This is a genomic window from Paraburkholderia atlantica, from assembly GCF_000092885.1.
Taxonomy (GTDB): domain Bacteria; phylum Pseudomonadota; class Gammaproteobacteria; order Burkholderiales; family Burkholderiaceae; genus Paraburkholderia; species Paraburkholderia atlantica.
The window spans coordinates 2047036-2064481 of sequence record NC_014117.1 but is presented as its reverse complement, the minus strand read 5'-3'; the positions used below and the strand labels follow the sequence as shown (position 1 = coordinate 2064481).

Below are 17446 nucleotides of genomic sequence, written 5' to 3'. Positions count from 1 at the left end.
CTCTGCCGGAAACACATTTCCGGCGTTCGCCCCAGGGCGGTGAACCATCGCCCGAACCGGGCGCGGCCGAGCGACTCTTCGCGGCCGCGCATCCCTCGCAATACTCAACATAACGTGCATACCGTTGAGCGGAAACGGAAAAATTCCGGAAGCTTCCGCGAACCTAGGTAAAATACGTTTTTAACCAGCTTACGAAACAACATGTCTGCCAGCGCAGTGAATGTGAACCCCGGGCGCAACGTCGTCGTCGTGGGTACCCAATGGGGTGATGAGGGCAAGGGCAAGATCGTCGACTGGCTGACGGACCACGCTCAGGGCGTCGTTCGCTTCCAGGGCGGTCACAATGCCGGTCACACGCTCATCATCGGCGGCAAGAAAACCATCTTGCGTCTGATTCCGTCGGGCATCATGCATCCCGGCGTCGCGTGCTATATCGGCAATGGCGTCGTGTTGTCGCCGGAAGCGCTGTTCAAGGAAATCGGCGAACTCGAAGCCGCCGGCATCGACGTCCAGAAGCGCCTGTTGATTTCCGAAGCCACCACGCTGATCCTGCCGTATCACATCGCGATCGACCAGGGCCGCGAAGCGCGCCGCGGCGCGAGCAAGATCGGCACGACCGGCCGCGGCATCGGCCCGGCTTACGAAGACAAGGTCGCGCGCCGCGGCCTGCGCGTGCAGGACCTGTTCGACGCGCCGGCCTTCGCCGAGCGCCTGCGCGAAAACCTCGACTATCACAACTTCGTGCTCACGCAGTACCTCGGCGCCGCCGCGGTCGACTTCCAGCAAACGCTCGACACGATGCTGAGCTACGCCGACCGTCTGAAGCCGATGGTGACCGACGTGTCGCGCCGTCTGTACGACGTCAACGCGAACGGCGGCAACCTGCTGTTCGAAGGCGCGCAGGGCACGCTGCTCGACATCGATCACGGCACCTATCCGTTCGTCACGTCGAGCAACTGCGTCGCGGGCGCCGCGACAGCGGGCGCGGGTGTCGGTCCGCAGAAGCTCAACTACATCCTCGGCATCACGAAGGCGTACTGCACGCGTGTCGGTTCGGGCCCGTTCCCGAGCGAACTGTACGATGCGGACAATGCCTCGCGCCAGGACCCGATCGGTCTCGAACTGGCCACCGTCGGCAAGGAATTCGGCTCGGTCACCGGCCGTCCGCGCCGCACCGGCTGGCTCGACGTCTCCGCGCTGCGCCGCTCGATCCAGATCAATGGCGTGACGGGTCTGTGCATGACCAAGCTCGACGTGCTCGACGGTCTCGACGAAGTGAAGCTGTGCGTCGGCTACACGGTTGACGGCCAGAACGTCGATCTGCTGCCGCGCGGCGCGACCGAAGTCGCACGCTGCGTACCGGTCTACGAAACCTTCGCGGGCTGGAAGGAAAGCACGGTCGGCATCAAGGAATGGGACAAGCTGCCCGCCAACGCGCGTGCGTATCTGACGCGCGTGCAGGAAGTTGCGGGTATTCCGATCGACATGGTGTCCACCGGTCCGGATCGCGACGAAACGATTCTGCTGCGTCATCCGTTCAAGGTCTAAGTGATGCAAGGTGTACCAATGATCGCGATGAAAGATCCGCGTAACGACGACAAGAACCTGTGGGTCGGCTGGGACGAATATCACCGGCTGATCGAGGTGCTCGCACTCGCCGTGCACGAATCGGGCTGGAAGTTCGACAAGATCCTGTGCCTCGCGCGCGGCGGTCTGCGCGTCGGCGACCAGCTGTCGCGCATCTACGATCTGCCGCTGGCCATTCTCGCAACGAGTTCGTATCGCGAGGCGGCGGGCACGCAGCAGGGCGAACTCGACATCGCGCAATACATCACGATGACCCGCGGCGAACTGCACGGCAACGTGCTGCTCGTCGACGACCTCGTCGATTCGGGTGTCACGCTCGCGCGCGTACAGCAGCATCTGAAGGAACGCTATCCGGCCATCACCGCGGTGCGCTCGGCGGTGCTGTGGTACAAGGGCTGCTCGAAAGTGAAGCCCGATTACCACGTGCAGTACCTGCCCACCAACCCGTGGATTCATCAGCCGTTCGAGGAGTGGGACACGGTGCGTCCGCATAACCTCGGCGCGTGGATCAAGCGCGGCATTGCCCAGGCCGAGGAGGCGTCGGGCAATTGATGCGAGGCCGCGCGGATCAATCGCGGTGTCACAAAACGGAGCCCAGTCGGGCTCCGTTTTTTTATGAGCCACGCGGCGCCGGGACGTCCGCCCCGCGACAGACGCGTCCATATCGCAGTGCTACACTGCGCGGACATCCACGTGGCGTATCCACAACAAGCCGGGCGGTACCGGATGGGCAGTTTAAAATAGCGGTCGTTTTTTCCGCCCGGGAACGGATTTCCTCGCGTCCATGACAGATAACAACCACGAGCACAAACAGCCGCTTCCTTCCCTTGCGATTGCCGCGATCGGAGTGGTGTTCGGCGACATCGGTACGAGTCCGTTGTACTCGCTGAAGGAAGCCTTCAGCCCGTCGCACGGTATCCCGTTGACCGATCAGTCGATCCTGGGCGTGATCTCGCTGCTGTTCTGGGCAATCATGATCGTGGTCGGCGTCAAGTACGTGCTGTTCGTGATGCGCGCCGACAACAACGGCGAGGGCGGCGTCCTCGCGCTGATGGCGCTGGCGTTGCGCTCGGTCGATCAGAAATCCAGAATGGCCGGCCTTCTGATGATGCTCGGTATCTTCGGTGCCTGCATGTTTTACGGCGACGCGGTGATCACGCCGGCGATCTCGGTGATCTCGGCGGTCGAAGGTCTGGAAATCGCCGCGCCGCATCTCTCGCATCTGGTGATTCCGCTGACCATCGTGATCCTGATCGTGCTGTTCTGGATCCAGCGGCACGGCACGGCCACGGTCGGCCGTCTGTTCGGGCCGATCATGACGCTGTGGTTCCTCGTGCTCGCCGCGCTCGGCCTGTGGCATATCATGCAGTCGCCGAGCGTAATCCGCGCGCTCAATCCGTACTATGCGTACACCTTCATGGCCGCGCACGTGCTGCAGGCCTATGTGGTGCTCGGCTCGGTCGTGCTGGTGCTGACCGGCGCCGAAGCGCTGTACGCGGACATGGGCCACTTCGGAGCAAAGCCGATCCGCATGGCTTGGTACGTGCTCGTGATGCCGTCGCTGGTGCTGAACTACTTCGGCCAGGGCGCGCTGCTGATGCACGACTCGAAGGCGATCGAAAATCCGTTCTTCCTGCTCGCGCCGGACTGGGCGCTGCTGCCGCTCGTGGTGCTGTCGACGGTCGCGACGGTGATCGCTTCGCAGGCGGTGATTTCGGGTGCCTACTCGCTGACGAGTCAGGCGATCCAGCTCGGCTACGTGCCGCGCATGAAGGTCCTGCACACGTCCGAACTCGCGATCGGGCAGATCTATGTGCCGGTCGTGAACTGGATGCTGCTGTTCATCATCCTGTGCATCGTGATCGCGTTCAAGAGCTCCGACAATCTGGCGGCCGCGTACGGTATCGCGGTGACGGCAACGATGGTGATCACGACGATCCTCGCCTGCGTCGTGATGGTGAAAGTGTGGAACTGGAACAAACTGCTCGTCGGACTCATCATCGGCGTGTTCCTGGTGGTCGACCTCGGCTTTTTCGGCGCGAACCTGCTGAAGATCGAAGAGGGCGGCTGGTTGCCGCTGTGCATCGGCGGCCTGCTGTTCTTCCTGCTGATGACGTGGTTCAAGGGCAGGATGATCGTGAAGGAACGCACCGCTGCCGACGGTATTCCGTTGATGCCGTTCCTGCAGGGACTGCTCGCGCATCCGCCGCATCGCGTGTCGGGCACCGCGATCTATCTGACCGGCAGCGATTCGCTGGTGCCAGTGAGCCTGCTGCATAACCTGAAGCACAACAAGGTGCTGCACGAGCGCACCATCTTCCTGACCTTCGTCACGCGTGACATTCCGTACGTGAAGGACTCCGATCGCGTGACTGTGAAGGACATGAACGGTGGCCTGTGGCTGGTGAAGGCAGCCTACGGCTTCAACGAAACGCCCGATGTGAAGGCGGTGCTGCTCGACGTCGGCCGCACGCACGACATGACCTTCGAATTGATGGACACGTCGTTCTTCCTCGCGCGCGAAACGGTGGTGCCGACGCAATTGCCTGGCATGTCGGTGTGGCGTGAGCGGGTGTTCGCGTGGATGCATCAGAACGCCGCGAAGCCTACCGACTTTTTCAGCATCCCGGCTAACCGGGTCGTGGAACTGGGGACGAAGATCGAGATTTGACGGTCCGCGCGTGACGTGCGGGAGCGCCAACGAAAAGCCCACGCAATGCGTGGGCTTTTTGTCTATGCGCGTGTCCGTAAAAGCGGCCGAGCGCGCGACACGGTCATGCAACGGACCAGAGCACGTGCAACGACGCGCCCCGGTCCGACACGCTCACTTCTGCTTGAGCTTCGCAAACGCGGCCGCCATCGCGCCGCCCGGCTCCGGTTCGCGCGAGCGCTGCGGCGCGCCGCGTCCCGCTCCGCCGCGGTTGAAGCCGCCCGAGCCGCCGCGATCCTGCTGCGCACCGCCGCCGCTGCGCGCGGCCGCCGCGCCGGGTTCGTCGTCGAGACGCATCGTCAGCGCGATGCGCTGGCGTTTCACGTCGACTTCGAGCACCTTGACCTTGACGATCTGTCCGGCCTTCACGACTTCGTGCGGGTCCTTCACGAACTTCGTCGACATCGCCGACACGTGCACGAGACCGTCCTGATGCACGCCGACGTCGATGAACGCGCCGAACGCCGCGACGTTCGTCACGACGCCTTCGAGCACCATCCCCGGGATCAGGTCGCTGACCTTCTCGACGCCTTCGCGGAACGTCGCGGTCTTGAACTCGGGGCGCGGATCGCGGCCCGGCTTTTCGAGTTCGACCAGGATGTCGCGCACGGTTGGCAGCCCGAAGCGCTCGTCGACGAATTCGGTGGGTGACAGTCCGCGCAACGCGTCGCGATTGCCGAGCACTTCACCGACCTGCTTGCTGATCTTCGCGAGAATGCGCTGGACGACCGGATACGCTTCCGGGTGCACCGACGAGCGGTCGAGCGGATTCTCGCCGTTGTTGATGCGCAGGAAGCCGGCGGCCTGCTCGAAAGTCTTGTCGCCAAGGCGGGGTACCTTGCGCAGATGTTCGCGCGACGGGAACGGCCCGTTCGCATCACGATAGTCGACGATGTTGCGCGCGAGCGTCGCGTTCAAACCCGATACCCGCGCGAGCAGCGCGACCGACGCGGTGTTGGCATCGACGCCGACCGCGTTCACGCAGTCTTCGACGACCGCGTCGAGCGAGCGCGCGAGTTCGCGCTGGTTCACGTCGTGCTGATACTGGCCGACGCCGATCGCCTTCGGCTCGATCTTCACGAGCTCGGCGAGCGGGTCTTGCAGACGTCGCGCGATCGACACCGCGCCGCGCAGCGACACGTCCATGTCGGGGAATTCCTTTGCCGCGAGTTCGGACGCCGAGTACACCGACGCGCCCGCTTCCGACACGACGATCTTCTGCAGCTTCAGCTCCGGGTGACGCGCGATCAGCTCGCTCGCGAGCTTGTCCGTCTCACGCGACGCGGTGCCGTTGCCGATGCTGATCAGCTCGGCCTGCGTTTGCGCGGCAAGGCGCGCGAGGTTCGCGAGCGAGCCGTCCCAGTCGCGGCGCGGCTCGTGCGGGTAGATCGTGTCGGTCGCAAGCACCTTGCCGGTGCGGTCGACCACCGCCACTTTCACGCCGGTGCGCAGGCCCGGATCGAGACCGATCACGGCCTTCGGACCAGCGGGCGCCGCGAGCAGCAGATCTTTCAGATTGCGCGCGAACACGCGGATCGCTTCGTGTTCGGCTTCATCGCGCAGGTTGGTCAGCAGCTCGTTTTCGAGGTGCGGCTGCACCTTCACTCGCCAGCACCAGCGACAGACGTCGGAGAGCCACTTGTCGGCAGGACGGTTCTGATTGGCGATGCCGAAATGCCGCGCGATCAGCGCTTCACCCGGGTGCGGCACCTGCGCGTCGAGCTCTTCGCCGAGACCGAGCTTGATCATCAGCACGCCGGCATTGCGGCCGCGGAACAGCGCGAGCGCGCGATGCGACGGCACCGTGCGGATCGTTTCGGCGTAGTCGTAGTAGTCGCGGAATTTCTCTTCCTCCGCCGTTTCCTTGCCTTCCACGACCTTCGACGACACCACGCCCTGGTTGAACAGGTAGTCGCGCAGCTTGCCGAGCAGTTCGGCGGTTTCGCCGAACTGCTCGGAGAGGATGTCGCGCGCGCCGTCGAGCGCGGCCTTCACATCGGCGACGCCTTTGTCGGCGTCCACGTAGGCCGCGGCTTCGGCTTGCGGATCGAGCAGCGGATTGTCGAGCAGCGCGTCCGCCAGCGGCTGCAAACCGGCTTCGCGCGCGATCTGCGCGCGCGTGCGGCGCTTCGGTTTGTACGGCAGATAGAGGTCTTCCAGCACCTGTTTGCTGTCGGCGCCTTCGATGGCGCCGCGCAGTTCGTCGGTGAGCTTGCCCTGTTCGTCGATGCTCGCGATGATCGCCGCGCGCCGGTCTTCCAGCTCGCGCAGATAGAGCAGGCGTTCCTCGAGATTACGCAATTGCGTGTCGTCGAGATTGCCGGTCACTTCCTTGCGGTAACGGGCGATGAACGGAACGGTCGCGCCTTCGTCGAGTAGTTCCACCGCGGCCGCGACCTGGCGCGGCTGGACGGACAGTTCGGTGGCGATGCGCTGGACGATCTTGAGTGCTACGGTTTCCGTCATAAGGTCTTGGTGTTCCTGCGGACTCAGTGATGGGCCGCGCGCGGGCGGCAATTTGGGACAGGCCCGGCGTGCGCCGCGACCAGGTTGCTAGAGCGGGGCATTTTGCCATAAATGCCAAAGGGCTCAACCGCGGGGTGTTAGAATTTCGGGCATGTTCCGTTGACCCTCTACGACGTTGCCAATCTCCTTGTCCCTCAACCGCCTGGTCTCTTCGCTGGCGTCAGGTTCGCTGCCGGGTTCGTCTCGGGGTTCGTCTCAATTGCCGCTGGTTTCGTTGCGCTGGTTCGGTCCGTCTGTTGTAACGGCGGTCGCGTCGTGCGTGATCGCTGCTGTGCTCGCCGTGCCGCTGTCGGCCGCGGCGCAGAGCGCGACGCCCGCGCAAGGTGCTGCGCCGGTCGGGGCCTCGGGCCCTCAAGCCGCGGCAACGGCCGGCACCCCTCAAAGCGCGAGTGATGCAGCCGCGCTGGACAAGTCGTTCGACGAGCGGCAACAGGTGCTCAATCAGCGCACCGACGACAACAACTATCAATTCGCTGTCGCGCAACACAACTGCTACAGCCGCTTCTTCGTCAATCACTGTCTGAATCGCGCGCGCGACGCGATGCGCAGCGTGCAGGCGGACATCCGCAAGGAACAGCTCGCGCTCGACGCCGAACAGCGTGCGCAGCGCGCCCGCGAGCGCGACGAACGCACGGCAATGCGGCGCGCGCAAAACGAGGCGGAAGCGCCGGCACGCGCCGCCGAAGACGCGCGCAACGAGCAGGCTTATCAGGAAAAGCAGCGTCAGCACGCGCTCGATCAGGCGCAGCGCAACGCCGAGGCGCCGCAGCGCGAAGCCAATGCCCAGGCGTACGAGGAGAAGCAGCGTCAGCACGCGCTCGAGCAGGCGCAGCGCAATGCCGCGGCACCGCAGCACCAGGCCAATGCGCAGGCCTACGAACAGAAGCAGCGCCAGCACGCACTCGACCAGGCGCAGCGTGGTGTCACGCCGGCGCAGTCGGCAGCCAATCAGAAGGCCTACGACCAGAAGCAGAGCGACTACCAGCGCAAGCTCGAGGAAGCGCGTCGGCAGGGCGCGCAACAGGCCCTGGAGCGCCAGCAGAAACAGGAGAACTTCGAGCGGAAGCAGGCCGAGGCCGCGCAGCACAAGCTCGATGTCGAAGCACGTCAAAAGCAGGCCGCCGAAAAGGCCGAGCAGAAGCGTCAGGACCAGTTGAAGCAGCAACAGCTCGAAGAGCAGCAAAAGCAGCAACAACAGCAACAACAGCAACAACAGCAACAGTAAGCGTGCTGTAGTGGCAGTGCCGTAGAGTGAGCCGTGGCGGTCGTGGCCACGGCCGCCGTAGTCGCCGTAACGCGTTTTGAGCCGGACAGCAACCTCAGGCATCGGACCGCGCGCACGCGGTTGATGCCGCCGACCAGAGGAGGCGAGCATGCGCGATCGTCATCACGTCATCGACGCAAACACACTTCGCGACCGCATTCTGCAACTGGAATCGGAGCATAGTGGACTCGACCGGTTGATCGACCGGATGTCGGATGAACCCGGCATCGACGACTTCGAGTTGCAGCGCCTGAAAAAGCGCAAACTCAAAGTCAAGGACACCATCATCTTGCTGCAATTGCAGCTCGAACCGGACGCGCGCGCCTGAGTTCGCGGCCTGGCAGGCGCCGGGCGCGCAGCGCGCGAGCCGGACTTAGCAGGAACGCTTGCCTTGAATTCATCGCATGACACTTCATCCCGGGCCGCGCCGGACAACGCATCCGCTTCGGGCACGCCCGCGCCGCGCGCGGCAGCGCCGGTGCCAGGTGGGTCGCTGAGTCGGCGTCGCGCGAGCGAGCTCGACGACATCTTCGCCGACAACGGTCTGCTCGCGCGGCAGATCGACGGTTATCGGCCGCGTGCGTCGCAGATCGAGATGGCGCGCGCGGTTGCCGCGGCGATGGAGGCGTCGGGCCGCGCGATGCCCGAGCCCGCGATGTTCGAGACGCACAAACGCCCGGCGCGACGCCTGCAGCAGACCGGTGCTGACACCCCCGCTGAGTCGACCGACAGTAGCGCCGAAGCCGATGAAGTGGAAGCGGGTGAGAACACGCTGATCGTCGAAGCAGGGACCGGTACCGGCAAGACCTATGCGTACCTCGTGCCGGCCATGCTGTGGGGCGGCAAGGTGATCGTCTCGACCGGCACCAAGCATCTGCAGGATCAGCTGTTCCAGCGCGATATTCCAACCGTGCGCGACGCGCTCGCGGTGCCGGTGTCGGTCGCGATGCTGAAGGGCCGCGCGAACTACCTGTGCCATTACTACCTGCAACGCACCGCGGACAACGGCCGTCTGCCGTCGCGCCAGGAAACCTCGTATCTGCAGGACATCGTGCGCTTCGCGAAGATCACGCGCACCGGCGACAAGGCCGAACTCGCGAGCGTGCCGGAGACGGCGCACGTGTGGTCGATGGTCACGTCCACGCGCGACAACTGTCTCGGCCAGGAGTGTCCGCACTACAAGGACTGCTTCGTGATGCAGGCGCGCCGCGAAGCGCAGCAGGCCGATATCGTGGTGGTCAACCATCATCTGTTTTTCGCCGACATCATGCTGCGCGATACCGGCATGGCGGAGCTGCTGCCGACTGCGAACACGGTCATCTTCGACGAAGCGCATCAGTTGCCCGAAACCGCCACGCTGTTTTTCGGCGAGACGCTATCGACCGCGCAGTTCCTCGAGCTCGCACGCGATTCGGTGGCCGAGGGCCTCGGTCATGCACGCGATGCGGTCGATTGGGTCAAGCTCGGCGCGACGCTCGAGCGCGCCGCGCGCGACGTGCGGCTCGCGTTCAAGGAAGACACGGTGCGTCTGTCGATCGGCCAGTTGCCCGCCGATCATCCGCTGTTCCCCGCGCTCGACACGCTCGAAGCCGAGCTCGACGCGTTGGCCTCGGCGTTGGCGGGACAGGCCGAGCGAGCCGAATCGCTGGGCGCATGTCTGCGTCGCGCGCGCGAGTTGCAGGACGTGCTGAGCGGCTGGACCACGCCGCCCACGAGCGCGGAACGCGACGCGGTTGCCACACGCGAGGGCGACGCAGATGCCGGGCGCACCGATCCTAACGAGAAGGTCCGCTGGATCGAGGTGTTCTCGCACACGGTGCAGCTGCACGAAACGCCGTTGTCGGTCGCGCCGATTTTCGCGAAGCAGCGCGCCGGCGTGCCGCGCGCATGGATCTTCACATCGGCGACGCTGTCGGTGCGCGGCGACTTCACGCACTACGCGGCGCAGATGGGCTTGAACTCGAAGCGCTCGATGACCTTGCCGAGCCCGTTCGATTATCCGTCGCAAGGGCTTCTGTACGTGCCGCGTAATCTGCCGCAGCCGTCATCGCCGATGTTCACCGACGCCGTGTTCGATGCGGCATTGCCCGCGATCGAAGCATCGGGCGGCGGCGTCTTCATGCTGTGCACGACGCTGCGCGCGGTGGACCGTATCTCGGCGAAGCTGCGCGACGCGATCGAATCGCGCGGCTGGGACTATCCGCTGCTGGTGCAGGGCGATGCGAGCCGCACCGAGCTGCTCGACCGCTTTCGCGCTTACGGCAATGCGATTCTGGTCGGTAGTCAGAGCTTCTGGGAAGGCGTGGACGTGCGGGGCGACGCGCTGTCGCTGGTCGTGATCGACAAGCTGCCGTTTGCGCCGCCAGACGATCCCGTGCTGGCCGCGCGGCTCGACGCACTGACGAAGAAGGGCTTGAGCCCGTTCGCCGTGCATCAGTTGCCGCAAGCCGTGATCACGCTGAAGCAGGGTGCGGGCCGGCTGATTCGCGCGGAGACCGATCGCGGCGTGCTGATGATCTGCGATACGCGTCTAGTCGATAAACCTTATGGCCGCCGTATCTGGCAGAGTCTGCCGCCGTTCAAGCGCACCCGCGAAATAGAGGTGGTCCGGGAGTTCTTCGAGGAACCGGTCGAACGCGGTTGAATGTCTTGATCGGTTGCTGCGTTCAGGTGGCGCAGCAACCCAACGGCGTGTGCCGCATGCGCGGTGCATCGCAAACAAAAAGCCACGAATTTGCATTCGTGGCTTTTTAATGCTGCTTGCCAGGGGCTGCTGGTTTAAGCAGCCTCCTGCATCGACGTTAGCTGCGACGGGAGCCGTCGCAACGTCGAGCAAGCGCAGCTTACTGACTTGCGCCTGCAGCCGGCGATGCTGCGACTGCCGGCGATGCTGCTTCAGCCGGGGATGCTGCTTCTGCGGGCGATGCTGCTTCTGCCGGGGATGCTGCGACTGCCGGCGATGCTGCTTCTGCCGGGGACGCGGCAGCAGGCGCGGACGCAGCATCTGACGGAGCAGCGGCTTGTTCGCTCTTATTGCATGCAGCGAGTGCCACAGCTGCCAACAGGGATGCTACGAGGAGGGATTTCTTCATGATCACGTCCTTTTATGGTTTAAAGGTAAGCAACAGCGCAAAATAAAACCGGTAATGTGCTCCAACACCGACCTGGGCCGCTGGTGGAGATGCTCTTTCGAGAGCTGGAATCTTCCCTACGGCTTGGGCGGAAATTATATGCACTTTCGTACTGACAGTCGATAAATCCGGGGTCAATACGTTGTCTTTCTCATACAAAATTTCACTGTACGGTATAGCACGTGGGCAGAGTTACGCAAGCTCGCCCACCTGTATCCAGCCCGCACGATACCACTCGTGTAGCAGTGATGTCACAGCTGAATCGTGCGATAGTGTTACAAAGCGTTTCGCACTCATGGACCTCAGATTCGCGAGATCAAACAGCCATTTTTTCGCGCCGTCCCACGTGATTTCTTCTCCATTTACGAAGAAAAAACGACGTTCATACAACAAGTTAGTCTTGCGATCTAGCCGTAGACCGGATTTCGATGCGACGCCGATGAAACGGGCTTCGTTGAGCGGCCGTTGCGGCGGATCAAAGACGACACTCGGCTTCGGTTCGCTGAGATACGTGCCGAGGAACGACGCAATGTCCTGCTCATTCCATCGCACTTTAGCAAGCATCGCGCCCACCCGTTCGACGAGCGCCGCGGGCAGTTCGGCCGGTCGCTCGACGGCGGCCTGGCGAGGATCGCGGTAGAGGGCGCCGGCCTTGCCTGTGGCCTCTCCACGCTCGGCCAGGTGGTACAGGAACTGCGCGGTCAGCTCGCTCTCGGACGGTGCGCGAAAACCGATCGAACAGGTCATGCATTCGCCCTCGGCGATGCCGTCGTGCGCGATGTGCGGCGGCAGATACAACATGTCGCCGGGCTCGAGTACCCACTCCTCATCGTGCTCGAAGTGCTGTAAAACTTTCAACGGCAATCCGGGCTGCAATGTCAGGTCTTTTTGCGCGCTGATACGCCAGCGGCGCTTGCCTTTTACTTGCAAAAGAAACACATCGTAGGAATCGAAGTGAGGGCCGACGCCGCCGCCATCGGTCGCATACGAAATCATCAGGTCGTCGAGACGTGCGTCCGGCACGAAGCGGAAACGGTCGAGCAACGCGCGGGCGCGATCGTCATGCAGGTCGACGCCCTGCACCAGCAGCGTCCACGCACGCTGTTTGACGGACGGCAGTTCGTCGGGCGCAAACGGGCCGTGCTCCAGCTGCCATTTGTTGCGGAAGTGCGTGATCAGGCGCGCTTCGACGTCGTCCTGATCGGCCAGTTCGAACAACTCGTCGCGCGACAGCGGTGCTTCGATGTCCGGAATCGCCTTGCGGATCAGCAGCGGCTTTTTCTGCCAGTAGCGGCGCATGAATTGCGACGGGCTAAGCTGGCCGAGCAGTGCGGTCGGAATGTCGGGCGAGGGCGGGAGAATGGGCTGCGTGGCCGGCTTTGCAGCAGACGGCGAATTGCTTGCCGAATGTGCATCGGCCGGGAGGTGAGTGGGCCGCCTGGGCATCGTATAATGTGAGTTGTATTCTGGAGAATCGAATGAAAATCGCAAAGAACACCGTCGTGTCGGTCGCGTACAAGCTGTCGGATGCGCAAGGCAATCTGATCGAGGAAAGCGAAGAGCCGATGGTCTATCTTCACGGCGGCTATGATGGCACGTTCCCCAAGATCGAGGAAGAGCTCGACGGCCATGAGGCTGGCTTCGAAACCCAGATCCAGCTCGAGCCGCAAGACGCGTTCGGCGAATACGATCCCGAGCTTGTGAAGATCGAGCCGCGCGATCGTTTCCCGGAACCGCTCGAGGTCGGCATGCAGTTCGAAGGCACCCCGGAAGATGGCGACGAAGAAATCGATGCGCTGGTCTACGTGGTGACCGACGTCGCTGAAGACAAGGTCGTGCTCGACGGCAACCATCCGCTCGCCGGCATGGCGCTGCGTTTCGCGTTGACCGTCAAGGACGTGCGTCCGGCAACTGAAGACGAAATCCAGCACGAGCACGCGCATGGCGCGGACGGCCTTGAAGTCCTCGACGACGACGAAGACGAGGACGAAGACGACAACTCAAAACCGACCCTGCACTGAGCTTGCGGGTGTGCGCGGTGTCGTCGCGGGGGCAGGCGGCACCGATGCGGGCAACGCCGGCGAAGCTGGCAGTATCGACCCCGGCGGCATCGAGATCGCGGGTCCATAGTCGCCGCCGCCCTGGTCGGACGGGACGCGCGGCTGCTGGTCCTGCGACTCTCCAGGCGTCTGCAATACGGGCGGCAATTCCGACGTCGGCCCAAACCCTTCCACATTCGGCATCTCCGGGGCAGCCGGCATCGACGCGCCGGATTCGTCGCGCGGCGATACGGGCGGCAAGACCGGCGGCGTGGCGGGCAGCGGCATCTGCTTCGGCACGTCGCGCACGCTGACCCTGAACGGCGGCTTCCTGCCGAAATCCGCTTCTATCTGAATCCATTGGTTGAGACGATCACGCGGCGCGAGCGCAATGCGCGTGAGATTCGTCACGACCATCCCCTTGTCGTTGCGTAGGGGCTGATCGATGACGAAACCTCCGGCCTGCCGTTCGTCGTCTGCATGAACGACGACCACGGGTCCGGAGAAAATCTGCGCGAGCTTGACCAGACTGCGCTTGAATTCGAGAAAGCCGTCGCGGCGCGGACTGTGCGCGAAGTGCAGCCAGGCGAACCGTTCGGGTCGCTCGTAGCGCTCCGGTTCGAAGTCGCCCTGAATGAACACGACGATCGCGCGCGCGTCGCGGCGCTTCGCGTATTCGGCCGCGTGCTCGAGCCAGAATGCGTTGGCGATCACGCGATCTTCGAACTCGCCGTTGCGGCCGCCCGCGCTCAGGTAGTGATTGTTCGGACCCGGCGCGTTCAGGCCGATGAAGACGATGTCGCCGCCCTTGGTGTTCGCTTTTTCGTTGACCACCCAGCGCACGTTTTCGCGGAACGGGCGGAAGCGCGATACCTCGCTCTCGCGCGTCAATGCGATCGGGTTCTGTCCCATCGAGGTCGGATCGGCGAATAGCGTTTGCCGTAACTGGTCGAGCCGCTCGACCGGATCGAAGCCGCCGGCCTCCGCGGTGCCACAATCGATCCAGTCATGCTGGCCGGGGATAAAGAAGAGGGCGGAGCGCGAGCTATCGAGCAACGCGTGACGGCGCTCGAACAACTCGTCGCGACAAACTTCCTTCGGGCCCTTCAGATTGCCGTCGTAGACGATGAAGCGCACGTCGCGCTCGCGGCCGATCGCATCGAGCAGCCGTTGCGTGGCGGCTTCGTCGGCGGGGCTGTGCATCGTGTCGGAGATCACCGCGAACCCGAAGCGCGAGGCCTCGGCGTGCGCCGGCGCGCTCCATGCGCACACGGCCGCGAGCGCGACGATGCCGCCTACCGGCGCGAGCACGCGGCGCAGCGCCGCGCGAAGCCCGCGCGGGCGCGGCGCGTATCTCCGCGTGTCAGTGGTCCGCATCCGGCGCGACGGCCAGTTCATGCAGTTCGTACAGCAGATCGAGCGCTTCGCGCGGCCGCAGATCGTTCGGATCGATGCCGCGCAGACGCTCGACGAGCGTCTGCATCGCGGGCGACGCTGGCGTTGCGTTGCTCGCCGACTCGTGGTCGTCGTCCGCATCTTCGGCGAGCATCGCAGGCTGCGTCGCAAACAGATCGAGTTGCGGCGCGGGCTGCGCGGCCGATTGCTGCTCCAGATGCGCGAGATGCTTGCGCGCCGCGCGGATCACCGCGTTCGGCACACCGGCGAGCTGCGCGACCTGCAGACCGTAGCTCTGATTGGCCGGTCCTTCGTTGACCGCATGCAGGAACACGATGCCATGCCCATGCTCGACCGCCGACAGATGCACGTTGGCTGCGTGCGGAAACTCCCCGGGCAGTTGCGTCAGCTCGAAATAGTGCGTGGCGAACAGCGTGTAGCAGCCGTTGTGGGCGAGCAGGTGGCGCGCGATCGCCCACGCGAGGGCGAGGCCGTCGAACGTCGACGTGCCGCGGCCGATCTCGTCCATCAGCACCAGACTTTGCGGCGTCGCGTCGTTGAGGATCGCGGCGGCTTCGGTCATCTCCACCATGAAGGTCGAGCGGCCGCCGGCGAGGTCGTCGGCCGCGCCGATGCGCGTGAAGATGCGGTCGATCGGTCCGAAGGCCGCGCGCCGCGCCGGCACGTAGCTGCCCACGTAAGCGAGCAGCGCAATTAGCGCGGTCTGGCGCATGAAAGTCGACTTGCCGCCCATGTTCGGACCGGTGATCAACAGCAGCTTGCGCTCGGTAGCGAGCGTGCAATCGTTGGCGATGAACTGCTCGACCTGTGCCTCGACCACCGGATGGCGACCCTGCTCGATGTCGATACCGGCGTTCGCCGAAAACGTCGGCGCGACCCAGTCGAGCGCGCGAGCGCGTTCGCCGAACGCGGCCAGCAGATCGAGTTCGGCGAGCGCGAGCGCGACGCGCTGACAGTCCGGAATGAACGGCAGCAACGCTTGCAGCAACGCGTCGTACAGTGCGCGTTCGCGCGCGAGCGCGCGTTCCTGCGCGGACAGTGCTTTGTCCTCGAAGGTCTTCAGCTCGGGCGTGATGTAGCGCTCGGCGTTCTTCAACGTCTGCCGACGGCGATAGTCGTCGGGCACCTTGTCGGTCTGGCCGCGCGTGACTTCGATATAGAAGCCGTGCACCTTGTTGTACTCGACGCGCAGATTGTTGATGCCGGTGCGCGCGCGTTCGCGTGTTTCGAGATCGATCAGAAACTGTCCGCAGTTCTCCGAAATATCGCGCAGTTCGTCGAGTTCCGCGTCATAGCCACGCGCGATTACGCCTCCGTCGCGCACCATCGCGGCCGGCTCTTGGGCGACCGCGAGCTTCAGCAAATCGACGCACTCGTGCGGCGGCTCGAGCGCCGCGTCGATGCGCGCGAGCGAATCCGCGTTCGCTGCCACCGCCGCAAGCTGCGCGCGCAACGCAGGCAGTGCGATGAAGGTATCGCGCAGGCTCGACAGATCGCGCGGCCGCGCCGACAGCAGCGCGAGACGTCCGGTGATCCGCTCGATGTCCGAAATCTGCCGCAATGCGCTGCGCAACGTATCGAGATCGGTGCCCGGCGGCGCGTCGAGCAACGCGCCGATCGCCTGCTGCCGCGCCTGCGCCACCGCCGAATCGCGCGGCGGATGATGCAGCCAGTGACGCAGAAGGCGGCTACCCATCGTCGTGCAGCAGGTGTCGAGCAGCGAGCACAACGTCGGCGATTCGGTGCCGCGCAGCGTCTCCGTGAGTTCGAGATTGCGGCGCGTGGCCGGATCGAGGCCGATGTATTCGGATTCGGATTCGACTTTCAGGCTGCGCACGTGACGCAGCTGCTGGCCTTGCGTGGACGCCGCGTACAGCAGCAACGCGCCGGCCGCGCCGCATGCGCAGCCGAGCGAATGCGCGCCGAAGCCGTCGAGGCTCGCGACTTCGAGTTGATCGCACAGGCGCTTCGCGCCCGACGTGACATCGAAGTGCCAGGCCGGCACGCGCTTGAGCGCGCTCGCGCTGACAGGCGGTGTCCAGCTGGTCGAATCGGCGGTCGCGTCGGCGATCAGAATTTCCGCGGGACGGATGCGCTCCAGCGCGGCGGCGACCTGATCGGGCGCAACTTCGGCGAGGCGCAGCGCACCGCTCGCGAGATTGAGCCACGCGAGACCGACGCTCGTCGCGACGCCGCGGCGATTGTGCGCGACGCACAGCGCGAGCAGATAGACGTCGCTCTTGTCGGACAGCAGCGCGGCGTCGGTTAGCGTGCCAGGCGTAACCACGCGCATGACCTTGCGCTCGACCGGGCCTTTCGACGTGGCCGGGTCGCCAATCTGTTCGCAGATCGCGACCGATTCGCCGAGCTTCACCAGCTTGGCCAGATACTGTTCGACCGAGTGATGCGGCACGCCGGCCATCTTGATCGGATTGCCCGCCGATGCCCCGCGCTGCGTGAGCGTCAGGTCGAGCAGGCGCGCGGCTTTTTCCGCGTCGTCGAAAAAGAGTTCGTAGAAGTCGCCCATCCGGTAGAACACCAACGTGCCCGGATGCTCCGCCTTGATGCGCAGGTACTGCTGCATCATCGGCGTGTGTTGTGCGACGTCGTTGGCCGCTGCGGTTTGAATGCCCATCCTTCGTGTCTTCTTGCGGTAGATGCTCAGGGCGTGAGTTTAACCCGCCGACGCGGCGAGCGGACCCTGGCCGAACGGACGATGCCCAACCCGAGAGCCGGATGGCAGCATGAGCGATCCGATCAAAGCGTGTGTTTT

The 17446-nt window shown here is 64.3% G+C and carries 12 protein-coding genes; 7 read left to right on the top strand and 5 right to left on the bottom strand.

The genetic code is table 11. The features are described from left to right. Positions 1–201: 201 nt before the first annotated feature. From BC1002_RS09185 to BC1002_RS09175, 3 genes are all read left to right on the top strand, one after another. Positions 202–1548: an adenylosuccinate synthase gene (locus BC1002_RS09185; protein WP_013089771.1), complete on the top strand. Its 1347-nt coding sequence runs from the start codon at positions 202–204 to the stop codon at positions 1546–1548. Between the two features lie 18 nt (positions 1549–1566). After that, positions 1567–2139: a phosphoribosyltransferase gene (locus tag BC1002_RS09180; protein WP_013089770.1), complete on the top strand. Its 573-nt coding sequence runs from the start codon at positions 1567–1569 to the stop codon at positions 2137–2139. A 232-nt stretch (positions 2140–2371) separates the two neighbouring features. Then, a complete protein-coding gene (locus BC1002_RS09175) occupies positions 2372–4258 on the top strand; it encodes a potassium transporter Kup (protein ID WP_013089769.1) in 1887 nt (628 codons plus the stop codon). A gap of 153 nt (positions 4259–4411) precedes the next feature. On the opposite strand, the gene BC1002_RS09170 is transcribed toward BC1002_RS09175, so the two are convergent. Next, the gene (locus tag BC1002_RS09170) at positions 4412–6763 is read right to left on the bottom strand and encodes a Tex family protein (protein WP_013089768.1); all 2352 of its coding nucleotides are present in this window, start codon (positions 6761–6763) and stop codon (positions 4412–4414) included. Positions 6764–7082: 319 nt separating this feature from the next. Here BC1002_RS09170 and BC1002_RS09165 point away from each other — a divergent pair, with 319 nt between their 5' ends. The 3 genes from BC1002_RS09165 to BC1002_RS09155 all read left to right on the top strand — a co-directional run bounded on the left by BC1002_RS09165 (position 7083) and on the right by BC1002_RS09155 (position 10731). Continuing rightward, positions 7083–8048: a coiled-coil domain-containing protein gene (locus tag BC1002_RS09165; protein WP_041734649.1), complete on the top strand. Its 966-nt coding sequence runs from the start codon at positions 7083–7085 to the stop codon at positions 8046–8048. Positions 8049–8196: 148 nt separating this feature from the next. Continuing rightward, the gene (locus tag BC1002_RS09160; protein WP_013089766.1) at positions 8197–8415 is read left to right on the top strand and encodes a DUF465 domain-containing protein; all 219 of its coding nucleotides are present in this window, start codon (positions 8197–8199) and stop codon (positions 8413–8415) included. Positions 8416–8478: 63 nt separating this feature from the next. After that, on the top strand, positions 8479–10731 hold the full coding sequence (locus BC1002_RS09155; RefSeq protein ID WP_013089765.1) for a DNA repair helicase YoaA: 2253 nt from the start codon (positions 8479–8481) through the stop codon (positions 10729–10731). Between the two features lie 199 nt (positions 10732–10930). Here BC1002_RS09155 and BC1002_RS38790 read toward each other — a convergent pair whose 3' ends face one another. Together BC1002_RS38790 and BC1002_RS09145 are read right to left on the bottom strand one after the other, a co-directional pair. Continuing rightward, positions 10931–11179 (bottom strand): hypothetical protein, encoded by a 249-nt coding sequence (locus tag BC1002_RS38790; protein ID WP_035491217.1) that lies wholly within the window; start codon positions 11177–11179, stop codon positions 10931–10933. A 231-nt stretch (positions 11180–11410) separates the two neighbouring features. Further along, entirely contained in the window at positions 11411–12664 is a 1254-nt protein-coding gene (locus tag BC1002_RS09145; protein WP_013089764.1) for a cupin domain-containing protein, read from the bottom strand. A 32-nt stretch (positions 12665–12696) separates the two neighbouring features. Between BC1002_RS09145 and BC1002_RS09140 the strand changes: the two genes are divergently transcribed. Continuing rightward, complete coding sequence (locus tag BC1002_RS09140; protein WP_013089763.1) at positions 12697–13239, top strand: FKBP-type peptidyl-prolyl cis-trans isomerase; 543 nt, start codon at positions 12697–12699, stop codon at positions 13237–13239. Here BC1002_RS09140 and BC1002_RS09135 read toward each other — a convergent pair. Both BC1002_RS09135 and mutS read right to left on the bottom strand, forming a co-directional pair. Beyond that, entirely contained in the window at positions 13219–14634 is a 1416-nt protein-coding gene (locus tag BC1002_RS09135) for a metallophosphoesterase (protein WP_013089762.1), read from the bottom strand. The two genes, BC1002_RS09140 and BC1002_RS09135, sit on opposite strands and share 21 nt — an antisense overlap. Then, a complete protein-coding gene (gene mutS / locus BC1002_RS09130; RefSeq protein ID WP_013089761.1) occupies positions 14621–17308 on the bottom strand; it encodes a DNA mismatch repair protein MutS in 2688 nt (895 codons plus the stop codon). The genes BC1002_RS09135 and mutS overlap by 14 nt, the downstream gene beginning before the upstream one ends. Between the last annotated feature and the right edge of the window lie 138 nt (positions 17309–17446).